Annotated in this window: 7 protein-coding genes; all 7 read right to left on the bottom strand. The window is 66.3% G+C overall.

Annotation, left to right across the window (positions count from 1 at the left end; genetic code table 11):
- Positions 1–4 precede the first annotated feature (4 nt).
- A complete protein-coding gene (locus EV376_RS22875; RefSeq protein ID WP_130326419.1) occupies positions 5–1,141 on the bottom strand; it encodes an ABC transporter ATP-binding protein in 1,137 nt (378 codons plus the stop codon).
- Positions 1,138–2,901 (bottom strand): ABC transporter permease, encoded by a 1,764-nt coding sequence (locus EV376_RS22880; RefSeq protein ID WP_165438063.1) that lies wholly within the window; start codon positions 2,899–2,901, stop codon positions 1,138–1,140. The genes EV376_RS22875 and EV376_RS22880 overlap by 4 nt, the downstream gene beginning before the upstream one ends.
- A 124-nt stretch (positions 2,902–3,025) precedes the next feature.
- On the bottom strand, positions 3,026–4,072 hold the full coding sequence (locus EV376_RS22885; protein ID WP_165438064.1) for an extracellular solute-binding protein: 1,047 nt from the start codon (positions 4,070–4,072) through the stop codon (positions 3,026–3,028).
- A 1,224-nt stretch (positions 4,073–5,296) separates the two neighbouring features.
- Complete coding sequence (locus tag EV376_RS22890) at positions 5,297–6,595, bottom strand: endo-1,4-beta-xylanase (RefSeq protein WP_486482763.1); 1,299 nt, start codon at positions 6,593–6,595, stop codon at positions 5,297–5,299.
- Between the two features lie 749 nt (positions 6,596–7,344).
- The gene (locus tag EV376_RS22895) at positions 7,345–8,439 is read right to left on the bottom strand and encodes a winged helix DNA-binding domain-containing protein (RefSeq protein ID WP_130326427.1); all 1,095 of its coding nucleotides are present in this window, start codon (positions 8,437–8,439) and stop codon (positions 7,345–7,347) included.
- A gap of 411 nt (positions 8,440–8,850) precedes the next feature.
- Positions 8,851–10,794 carry a peptidase inhibitor family I36 protein gene (locus EV376_RS30535; protein ID WP_207228322.1) on the bottom strand — a complete coding sequence of 648 codons (1,944 nt, stop codon included), beginning with the start codon at positions 10,792–10,794 and terminating at the stop codon, positions 8,851–8,853.
- 633 nt (positions 10,795–11,427) lie between these two features.
- Positions 11,428–11,931 carry a hypothetical protein gene (locus EV376_RS22915; protein WP_130326429.1) on the bottom strand — a complete coding sequence of 168 codons (504 nt, stop codon included), beginning with the start codon at positions 11,929–11,931 and terminating at the stop codon, positions 11,428–11,430.
- Between the last annotated feature and the right edge of the window lie 16 nt (positions 11,932–11,947).

Below are 11,947 nucleotides of genomic sequence, written 5' to 3' on the forward strand. Positions count from 1 at the left end.
CCTCTCATGCACTCGCCCGCGCGGCGGACGGCCCCACTTCGACGGCGTCTCTACGGACCAGAAGCGCGGCGCTCTCCAGGGGAGCCACCCACACCTCGTCCCCGATCTCGAACAGATGGCCGCTGCGGTAGACCCGCACCTTCACGGTCTGCCCACCCGTCTGCACCTCGTAGTCGGTGTGCTCGCCCCGATAGACGACCACCTCGACGACGCCCTTCCAGGCCGTGGAATCGGGCCGGCTCGCGCGCAGCTCAAGGCTCTCCGGGTGCAGGTAGACCTCGACCGCGTCACCAGTCGTCAGCTCGGCACCGCAGGGAGCCGACAATGTGCCCAGCGACGTTCCGACCGTCGCCATCGCGCCGTCCACCGCCTCGATGCCGCCGTGAACGACATTGCACACACCCATGAAGCGCGCGGTGAAGGCGTCCTGCGGCCCGGCGTAGATCTCCCGGGGCGTGCCCTGCTCGACGATCTCCCCGTCGCGCATGACGACGATCAGGTCGGACATCGCGAGCGCCTCGCCCTGGTCGTGGGTGACGAAGACGGTGGTGATGCCGAGGCGGCGCTGCACGGAGCGCAGTTGGACGCCCATCTGGTCGCGCAGGCCGGCGTCGAGGTTGCTGAGCGGCTCGTCCAGCAACAGCACCCGGGGCTCACGGACGATGGCGCGCGCCAGCGCGACGCGCTGCTGCTGTCCACCGGAGAGGTCGGGCGCCGGACGGTCAGCGAGCGCGCTCAGCCCGACCAGCTCCAAGACCTCCATGGCCTTCTCCCTGGCGTAGGCCTTCCTCGTGCCGCGCCGGATCGCCAACGGGTAGGCGACGTTCTCGAGCACCGTCATGTGCGGCCAGATGGCGTAGGACTGGAACACCATGCCAATCGGCCGTGCGTGGGCGGGGACGTAGCGACCGGACTCCTGCGAGTAGACGAGGTCTCCATCGATCCAAATGCTGCCGTCGGTCGGCCGTTCGAGGCCCGCGATCATCCGCAGCGTCGTGGTCTTCCCGCAGCCGCTCGGACCCAGCAAGGTGACGAACTGCCCCTCGGAAATTTCGAGTGATACATGGTCGACGGCGAATTCGCGATCGATGCTGTTCCCTTTGGTCGGGAACCGCTTCGAAAGACCAGCGAGCGAGATCATCGGCGCATTGACCCTTCGGAATTGGTGGGATAGAGCGAAAGTCCCTGCCCACGACTGATGCGATACATCAGCAGCAGAAGGCATACGAGCAGCAGGGTCATCACGACTCCGAGAGCGGCCACGAGCGGATAGGAGTTTCCGTTGGACCAGAGGTTGTAGACCGTTACCGCCAGGACCTGGTTGTCGTTCGTGTAAAGCAGGATGATTGCCGAAACCTCTCGGAACGAGAGCATTATCGTCCAGAGCGCGGACGCCAGCAGCGCCGGCCGAAGCAGCGGTAGGTAGATCCGCCAGATCGTCTTGCCCCAGGTGCCACCGCTGGTCGAGCTCGCGTCCTCCATGTCCTGGTGGATCTGATTCATGCCCGCCACCATGTACTGCATCGAGTAGGGCAGACCCACGGTGACGTAGGCGACTACGAGGATGGTCAACGTTCCGTACAGGTGAATCGGAAGCGGGGCGACGAGGTACCAGAACAGGATCCCGACGCCGATGATGATGCTCGGCACGGCGATCGGGACCATCGCGAGGAAGTCGAGCACACCGCGCCCGCGCGTCTTCGTCTTGACCGTGATGAAGGCGACCACCATGCTGATCGCGGTGACGATCAGCGCCGAGATCAGCGCGGCGAGCACGGTGTTGCGCGCCGACGCAAGCAATGACGGCGTCTGGAACATTTGAATGTAATTGTCGAACGTGAGGTGGCTCAAAGCTTCGATGCTCGGCGAGCGGTATCCATCGGTGATTGATGACCACAGCAGCATGAGCATCGGCAGCACCGCCGTTATGACGAAGAACGAGCCGGCTACGGTCATGCCGAGCCAACGCCACCGCCCCAGGGGCACTTTTGTCGGGCGAAAACCCTTGCCGGTGATTGTCTGCGCTCGCGACTGACGCACGAAGTACTGCGAGACCAGCAGACCGGCTGTCGCGATAATCAGGATGTACGTGCCTATCGCGCCGATCATGCCGTAGTCGGGAGGGAACTCCTTGGTAGCGGCGAAGATCTTCGTGACAAAGACGTGATTGCGACCCGGGACGCCGATCATCTGGGGCACCTCAAACGTCGAGATGGCCAGCACAACCATCAAGAAGCCGGCCGAGATGATGCTCGGTCGCACGAGCGGCAGGGTGACACTGGTGAACACCTTGAGCGGCTTCGCGCCCGACATGCGCGACGCCTCCTCCATGCTCGAGTCGAGGCCGGTGAACGTGGCCAAGCCCATGAGGAAGGCGAGCGGCGCGAGGCGGGTGCCCTCTACGAACACCATTCCCGGGACGGTGTAGATGTCGAAGGTCGGAAGTCCAACCCCACGGAACAGGTTGTTGAGAGCCCCGGCGTCGGGGGCCAATAGCAGCGTCCACGCCATCGTGCCGAGGATGCCGGGCAGGATGATCGGGAAGAGCGCGGCTCCCCAGATCAGCGGCTTCCACGGGCAGTCGGTGCGGGCCACGAGCCAGGCGAGACCGAAGCCCAGCGTGGTGGCGAGCACGGCGGAAGCCACCGAGTAGATGACGGACGTGGCGACGAGGTCCCCGAACCCGGGATCGCGAACCGAATCCACGAAATGGTCGAACGTCCACGACGACGTCTCAGCCGAAAGGAACGTCGTCCGGAAGCTGGCATACAACATGGTCGCCACCGGCACCAGCGCCAGGTAGCCGACCACTAGAGCGGAGACAATCAGAGCGATGCTGCGCACCGAAATGCGCTCGAGGATTCGACCGCCGAGGGGCGGCCGTTCCGCTTTCTCCGGCACTGCCGCAGGTTTCCGGGTGCGTGGTTGCGTCAAGACAGGGGGATGAGTCATCGCAGCGGGCTATCCCTCATGCTCAATGGGCGTGGGGGCACGGACGTGATCGCCGTGCCCCACACTCGGTAGGTCAGGGGACATTGATGGCTTCGCGGTACTCGTCGAGCTTCTCGTTGTACCCATCCATGCTGAGCATCGGGGCGAACACCGGCCGCCACTTGTTGGGATCCCAGATGGTGGGGTCGTTTTTGGCGTCGTTGCGCACCGACGTGAATCCCGTTGCCTGGATCATCACGTCCTGACCTTCCTGGGTACCCCACCAGTTGATGAAGAGCCGAGCCGCTGCCGGATTCGGCGCGTTCTTGGCGAGCACCTGGAAGTAGGGCACCGTCAGCAACGGATTGGTGTTGAAGAAGTCGAGGCGGTCCGGGGTCGACGCCTTCGCCGGCGCGGCGTAGGTGCCGTACGAGATCGCCGCAGCCGGCTCGCCGGACTGGACCTGCGTGATGGCCTGGCTGTTGCTCTCGACCAGCCGAGGCTCGTTGGCGCCGAGCCGGTCCAGCAGGTCTTTCGCCTGGCTCTCCCCCATCGCCGCGATGAGACTGGTGTAGAGGTCAGCCCCGTGCGGTGTCATGGAGAAGTTGCCCTTCCATTCGGGCTTGGTGAGGTCCTCGAGCGATGTCGGGGGCTCAATGCCCTTCGCCTGAAGGCTCTTGGGGTTGAAGGCCACTGCGCGCGTCGTGACGAAAGCGATCGACCGATAACCCTCGGGAATGTCGTCCACGCCCTCCGGAAGATCGGGCATCGTCTGCGGCGTGTAACGCTCGAGGCCATCGATCGAGACCAGCTGACTGGTGTGGATGCCATCCTCGGTGATGACGTCAGCGACGAACTTGCCACCTCGCTGTTCGGTGTTCACCCTCGCGACGAGGTCGTCGACGCCGAGCGTGATCGTCTCGACCTTGATGCCGGGATACGTCTTGTTGAACGCCGCGGCCACGTCCGCCATCGCCTTCGCGTTGATCGGGGTGTAGATGGTGAGCTTGCCTTCGTCCTTCGCCTGCTCGTACAGCTCTTCGACAGACAGCGAGTTCAGGCCGTCGGAACTACCACCGCCGCCGTCCCCGTCGCCACCTCCACAGGCGGCCAAGCCGAGTGGGAGAATCGCGATGGCCATCGCAAGCGCCAGGTGGCGGCGTCCCCGGACCGCACGCCGCCCCCAGCGCTCCCCTGCGCCTGCAGTGCTTCTCATTGCCATGTTCGCTCCTATCCAAGGACCGAGATCGGCCACTGAGGTGCGGACCGAGGTCCTGAGTTCGCCGTCGCTCGTTCGCGATCGTGGGAGCAAACCGTGCTGTAGCCGGGGCGGACAACCGCCCTGTACCGACCACTGGAACGCACGAGCCATGTCAGCTTGACGCGGTTATCGCCGCCGCCTTCGCTCCGCGACACCATTGCCGCAAGGGCAGACAGTCGCGACAGTTTCCCCAAAAGACAGACTGAGGTACTAAGCTCCCGCGTCCCCGCGCAGCGCTCGGAGCCGGCGCCGCTTCAAGATCATCGCTGAATGGATCGCCGAAGTTGAGGCCGATCGCCGCCGGTCCGCGCAGTGCTGCGCCAGAACCGGTCAGCAGTGCCGGCGCGACCACCCGGCCCCTTCGCACGGGCCCAGGTCGCGCCGCGTGCGCACCAGCACCATGCGGGCTCCGATTGCCCGGGCTTGCGGTCTGTTCGCCGCGCTCCGTGGATCGGTCGGGGTTCTCGCCTAGGTTTGCCCGCTCCCTGGCATGGAGCTTCAACAGGTCGTGACGGCGGTATCGGTTCGGTCCACTGCGGGCCAGCGCACGTGCAGCCCCACAGCGATTCCAGGTGGGGGCACGGGGGCGGCGTGGTGAGGCGACTGGCCGCCGCGTCCAGCGAGATGTCAGCTCCGCGGTGGCGGCCAACCAGCCGGAAGACCCGCGCCGTGTCGGGGTTCAACGTCTTGTAAGAGAAGACGATCCTTACGGCCGACAGCTCGTCGTCGTCGACGGCCAGGGGCGCCGTGATCGCTCTGCTGACCGCGGTCGTGGTGGGCCGAGCCCTCCCCCACCACGGCGCCCTCTGCCGGGTCAGGCGACATCGCGGCATAACCCGGTGGCCAGGTCCCGGCGGGAATCTCCGTCATTGCCTCGCCCGCCAGGTGTGGGACCACATCCGCTCCCGGCCGGGTATCCGCCTCCGCCACAACCAGCACTCACGCCCACCGTCAGGACAGCCTGCCCGTCCACGGAACCGCGGTGACGGCAGTGCCGCCACCGCGGTCCGCACCCGGTCGACGTCGATCCGGCGATCAACGCCTAGCCCTGCGGCTGGTAGACCTGCATGCCCTCGACGTTGTTCGTCGAGGCTTCCCTCGTCATCAGAGGGGGCGGAGCCTGAACTGCTGGTTGGCTTGTCCGTGGCAGTCGTACAGCTGGACCTGTGCTCCGTTGGCCGTGCTCCAGACGTCCAGGCAGCGCCCGGACTGAACGCCACTGATGGTGCCGTTGGAGTTGACGTTCCACTGCTGGTTGGTCTGGCTGTGGCAGCTGTAGATCTGGATCGCGGCGCCATTGCCGGAACCACCCGCGTCCAGGCACATGTCCCCGTACACCCGTAGCTGCTTGTTGGAGGTGTACGTCCAGGACTGGTTGGGCTGCTTGTTGCAGTCGTAGAGCTGAACTCGGGTGCCGTTGTTACGTGAGGCGTTGGGTACGTCGATGCATCGGCCCGACTGCGTACCGAAAATCTCGTTGGCGGATCCGGGTGCGCTGGTCGGTGTAGCGGTGGGGGTGGAGGTGGGGGTTGGCCCGGGGTTGGCTGCGTTCAGGGCATCCAGGGTGGCCGTGTAGGCGGCCTTCTTGTTGCCGTTGCACTCGAAGAGCAGCGGGGTGCCGCCGGAGCGCCACGAGTCACAGTCCCGTACCCCCCACACGGTGATGCCGTTGCACCGGGGAACCGCGAGACAGTCGTTGACCACGCTGCGGTAGGTGTTGGCCTGCGTGGTGCCGGAGCCCTCGATGTCCAGCTCGGTGATCTGCACGTCCACGCCGAGCGCGGCGAAGCTGGACAGCGTGGTGCGGTAGTTGCTGTTGTAGGGCGAGTTCGCGTTGAAGTGTGACTGGAACCCGACGCAGTCGATCGGCACGCCGCGCTGCTTGAAGTCCTGGACCATCCGGTACACGGCCTGGGTCTTGGCCCAGGTCCAGTTGTCGGTGTTGTAGTCGTTGTAGCAGAGCTTCGCGTTCGGGTCGGCGGTTCGAGCGGCGCGGAACGCCGCCTCGATCCAGTCGTTCCCGGTGCGCTGCAGGTTGGAGTCGCGCCGGGCGCCGCTGTTGCCGTCGGCGAACGCCTCGTTCACCACGTCCCACGAATGGATCTTGCCGCGGTAGTAGGTGGCGACCTGGGTGACGTGGTTGAGCATCGCCTGGCGCAGCGCGCTGCCGGACATGTTCTGCATCCAGCCGGGCTGCTGGGAGTGCCAGGCCAGCGTGTGGCCGCGCACCTTCCAACCTCGGTTGAGGGCGTGGTTGACGATCCGATCGGCGTTGGTGAACGTGAAGTTGTTCTGCTGCGGCTCGGTCGCGTCGATCTTCATCTCGTTCTCGGGCGTGACCGAGTTGAACTCGCGGTTCAGGATGCCCACGTACGTGCCGTCGGAGAGCTTGTTCGCCGCCACCGCAGCACCGAAGTACCGACCGGACTGGGCCGCAGCCGCACCGAGGGTGGACTCGGCAGCTTGGGCGAGACTTGGCAGCAACGACGCGACGAGGATCGCAACTGTGGCGGCAGTTCCGGGGACAGCGAGCGCTCGAAGTCGACGCCCGGAGGGACGGGTCCGGGAGATCATGCTGATCCTCCACTGGTGGGATCGGGGATGTTTGTCGCTGTTCGGGGGTGCCCGGAAATGGCGGCGACCCACGATGCGGGTCCGCCGACCGGGCCAGGACTCACGTCAGGCGTCCGCCGGAGGCGAGTCGGCTCTGGCCGCCTGACCAGCAGACGAAGGGTTTCGATGAGTGGTCGCGGTCGCCCGCCGAGACGTGGCTGCGGGCGTTGGAGCCGCGTCGCGCCACTCGCTGAGAGGCGACCTGCACACCGACAACCTCCAGGTGGTGGATGTGCCACCCGGGCAGTGGGTGGGCCTGATGGTCGTAAGGCACCTCCAGGGTCCGGACGACAATGTTAGCGATCACATTGATCTGTGGCTATCAGGTTGGCAGACCCTTGCAGGGTTTTCAAGCAGGGATTCCGGAAAATTACCGGTAGCGGTTCGATCGATGCTCGGGAGTCGGCGAACCCGGCGCATCTGGGGGCGGGCGGGTACCGCCAAGTCCAGTTCCCCGGGCCACGCCCGGGATCGCGTGGGGACCCGCGGCACCGGGAAGGTCTCGGAGCTGTCCGACCGAACGGAGGCCCTGGCCTGCGTCAAGCGTCCGTGATTATGACGTGGTTGGCGCTTCCCGGCTCGGGCTGGAACATGGTCAGGAGGCTCTCGCCCTCGGCGATGACAGCGTCGCACTCGTCCGTCCTGAGTGCGCGTAGCGGGCTGATCCGCAACGTCGCCGTGCCGCCGTCGGCGGTGACCGCCCAGGTGCCCGCGACCCGGCCGTCGACCAGCAGGAAACGGGCACCCGTGACGCTCAGCCCGCGATGCTCGGTGTCGATGACGCGGCTGCGGTCGTCGTAGCCGAGCACCGCGTTGTCGAACGCCGGCAGGAAGCGCGGGGGCGCCGGGGTCTCGGGGTCGGGCAGCGGGCCGTCGGGCACGTCGAGCAGCTCGCGGCCCCGCTCGTCGCGGAACGTCCGCAACGACGGGCGCAACCGTTGGATGGACTCCCGCAGCCCGCTCAGCCCGGACCAGGCGCGGATGTCGGCGCTGGCCGCCGGGCCGTAGGCGGCCAGGTAGCGCAGCACCAGCGCGTCGACGGTTGCCGGAGAGCCCGGCTCCAGCGGGCGGCCCAGCCACGCCTCGATCGTGGTGTTGTAGGCCGCGCCGCGCTCGCCCCAGACACCGCGGGGTGGCACCTGCACGAGCGGCACCAGTGTGCTGAGGGCGTCACCCAGCCAGCGCGGCTCCACACCCGGCCAGCGGTCAGCGATTGCGCGGGCGGCCTCGGTCAACATACGTGGCCGCTCCTCGAACAGCGGCCGGCCCCGCTTCGTCAGCTCGTCGAGGTCGACGCCGGGCAGCATCCGGCGCAACGTCGACCACATGCGTTTGACCAGCATCTCCTGATGTACGGGCCGTAGCACAAGGCAGTCGCGTGCGGTCACCAGGTGCAGGGTGCGGCGCATCAGCAGCGTGCGGACCGCTCGGCGGCTCAGCAGCAGCTCGGCCAGCGCCTGCGGCCGGAAGCCGGCCAGCCGGCTCCACAACCCGACGTACGGTTCCAGGGGCTCCTGCGCCTGCAACCCCACCAGGTGGTCGAGGGCGTCGGCGACCGGCATGTCGTGCCGCTGCAGCAGGAGCTGGCGGGCCAGCAGCGCCCGATTCAGGGTGCGGCGGTCAAGCACGATCATGGCGGCACGCTAACGCCCGCCCCGGACACTTTCCCGCCGGCGTCTGCGGATGTTCATCGCAGTCGGCCTGGGCAGTTGAGGCAATCTTGAGCTTCGCCGACACCGTGGCGAGGGCTGATTCCGAGCAGGCGTACGAGCGCCAGCCTGCTGGGCGGAGCGCAATGCAGTCCGGTGACCGCGATGGTTCCACCAGCGAGCCGAGCCGATGACGGCATGAGCGCGGCTCCTGAGTCCAGGCCTCCGGCGTCAGGCCCGGAGGGCTGTGACGCCGATGGGTCGATCAGGAGCCGCGCTCGTCCCTGCACTGCGATCTGTCCTCTACTGCCGGGACGTTTCGAGCCGGCGCGGTGTTGGGTCGCGAGGTTGGCCCCGCTTGCCGTCGTCCCTGTGTTCGATGTGTGATCAGGTCTGTCAGATCACTCGAACGCCGAAGTCTCCGCCGTAGACGCTGGTGACGTGGACGCTTGTCGAGTTCCGGGGCCAGGATGCCTCGACCATCTGGCCGTTGCCGAGATAGATGGCTACGTGGGTCGTGCTGCCCTGGGGGCTGCCCCAGAAGATCAGGTCGCCTCGTTTGATGCTGCTCATCGAGACTACCGTTCCCTTGTGCTGCTGAATGCCGGTGTAGCCGCCGATGTCGATGCCGGCTCCCTGCCAGAAGGCGTACTGCGTCAGGCCGGAGCAGTCGTAGCCGTAACGGTTGCGGTCGTCGTACCCACTGGGGCTGCAGCAGATCCCGTAGGACGGCCCGGACTTGCCCCCGGCGCCCCAGGAATAGCTGTAACCCTTGCCGGTCTGCGACAACGCGGCATCGATGACGCGCTCGATCTTCTCGGAGCTGGAGCCGCCGGTGTCTCCGCCCCCGCCTCCTCCACCGCTGCTGGAACAGGCGCTGGAGCTCGTGAGGAACTGGTGCGAGGCGTTGCCGTTGTACAGGGTGCTGTTCAGCTGGCCCTGGTAGCCCGGCGCCACCTCTTGGCAGGAGCCGCCGTAGTAGCTGTTGAAATAGACACCGACCTTCTTGCTGGATCGGTTCCACACGGAAGCCGCGTTGTTCTTGATGCACTGGCCCTGTCCGCTGCCCGCACCCTTGTAGTCGTAGCAGGACGGCTGGGAGACACCGTAGTCGCTGACCGAGGTGGTGAAGTCGGAGACAGAACCCTGGTTGTTGCTGTTGTAGTAGTAGCAGAACTCACCACTGTCGCAGGAGCCGTTGCGCCCGCCGCTCGTTCCGGTGTCGCCGCTCCCGTCGTCGGTGGTCGTGAGGAACCGGTGTCCGGCGTTGTTGTTGTACAGCGTGCTGTTCAACTGGCCCTGGTAACCGGGCGCCACCGACTGGTACGAGCCTCCGTAGTAGCTGTTGAAGTAGACCCGGACGGTTTTGCCTGACCGGTTCCACACGGATGCGGCGTTGTTCTTGATGCACTGGCCCTGTCCGCTGCCCGCACCCTTGTAGTCGTAGCAGGACGGCTGCGAGACACCGTAGTCACCGACTGAGTCCGTGAAGTCCGAGACAGAACCCTGATTGTCGCTGTTGTAGTAGTAGCAGAACTCACCACTGTCGCAGGAGCCGTTACGTGCACCGTCGGAACTTACGGGGCTGCCGGTAAACTGATGTCCGGCGTTGTTGTTGTACAGGGTGCCGTTCAACTGGCCCTTGTAGCCCGGCGCCGCCGACTGGTACGAGCCTCCGTAGCCGCTGTTGACGTAGACCAGGACCGTCCTGTCTGACCGGTTCCACACCGATGCGGCGTTGTTCTTGACGCACTGGCCCTGTCCGCTGCCCGCGCTCTTGAAGTCGTAGCAGGACGGCTGCGAGACACCGTAGTCACCGACTGAGTCCGTGAAGTCCGAGACAGAACCCTGGTTGTCGCTGTTGTAGTAGTAGCAGAACTCGCCGCGGTCGCAGGATCCGTCACGCGAGCTACCGCCTGCGGAGGTCGAGAGGAACCGGTGTGAGGCGTTGTTGTTGTACAGCGTGCCGTTTAACTGACCCTTGTAGCCCGGCGCCACTTCCTGGTAGGCGCCGTCATGATTGCTGTTGAAGTAGACGCGGACGGTCGTGCTCGACCGGTTCCAGACAGACGCGGCGTTGTTCTTGACACAGACACCCTGCCCGCTACCCGCGCTCTTGAAGTCGTAACAAGACGGCTGCGCAGCGCCGTAGTCGCTGACCGAATCGGTGAAGTCCGAGACAGAACCCTGATTGTCGCTGTTGTAGTAGTAGCAGAACTCACCACTGTCGCAGATGCCGTTGCGATCCGCGGCAACCGCCGGCCCCGCCGCGACAGCGAGCCCTGCCATCTGAACCACCAGCGCTACCGCTGCGAGAACCGCAACGCGGACTCTCCTCATCCAACTTCCCTTCATCTCGACCAGAATGCTCGGTGTACCGTCCGCCGTCGGCTAGGCCGGGCTCAGCGTGCCCGCGACCACCCCTTGCTGGCCGCGGGCATTGCAGGTGTACGGGTTGCTGGTCCTCCTCCTTGCCGAACACCAGCGGCTCCGGGCGTGTGTCGAGGCGGTTGCCGTCGGCGGCGATCCCGACCGCATCGGTCGCACGAGGCCCATCGGCGCGATCGCGCCTACGGCTACTCGGGCTCACCCGCCACGGACTCGGCTAGTTGATGTTGGACACATCTTGCCGCACCTCTCCGAGGGAGGTGCCGGCCCTCCCCCGCCGGCGTTCCGCCCCGGGTACCGCGCCCTGGTCGCGGCCGCCGCCGTCGCCACCCGCACCCCGGGCGGCGGGCCCACCACCCCCGGTGGCGCTGTTGTCCTACCTGGGCTGGTCTCACCGTCGGGCGGGCCGACACTCGGCGCCGAGTTGTCAGGGTAAGGCGAGCATCCGGGCGTACCTGGAGGCTGGCGTCGTTCCGCAGTAATCCGTTTCGAGGGTTGCTGTGGTGCCTTTAGGTGGCGGTCAACAGTGAGAGCACGAGCGGGTAGGGAGCTTCCGTCGGCGTCGGCCACCGGCGGCTCGCCCGGTCAGATCGCCGTGGCTTTGATCACCTTCCATTCCCCGTCGACGGGGACCATGGTGAGCACGACCCGGTTCTGGTCGACCTTTTCCCCCGCGGTGGTCACATTGCGCCGGTACTGGTTGAGGTAGAGCAGCAGTTCCACCCGGTCGGTGTCCGCGTTGACCACTCCGGTGGCGGAGACCTCGGCGAGCACGACCGCCTGCTGTTTCGTGGCGGTCTGCTTCAGCGCGGCGGTGGTCTGCGCGTACTCGTCCGCGAACGCGCCGGTGGTGAAGGTGCGGCCGTTGGCAACGCTGTCGTCGAAGGTGCGGTAGTCGTACGAGAACAGGGCCTTCGCCGCGGCGGGCGCGGTGGCCAGGGCCTGGCGTACGGCGTGGTCGCGCTGGCCTGCCTGGCGGTCGCCGTACCAGCCGGCGAGAGCCACGGCGGCCGCCAGGACGATCGCGAGGACCAGCGCGGGTACGAGTCGGATCCGCGGCGGGCGGCGCAGAGCGGTTGGGACGCGCATCGGTGTTCTCCTCCGG

It is taken from the genome of Micromonospora sp. CNZ295 (assembly GCF_004217535.1).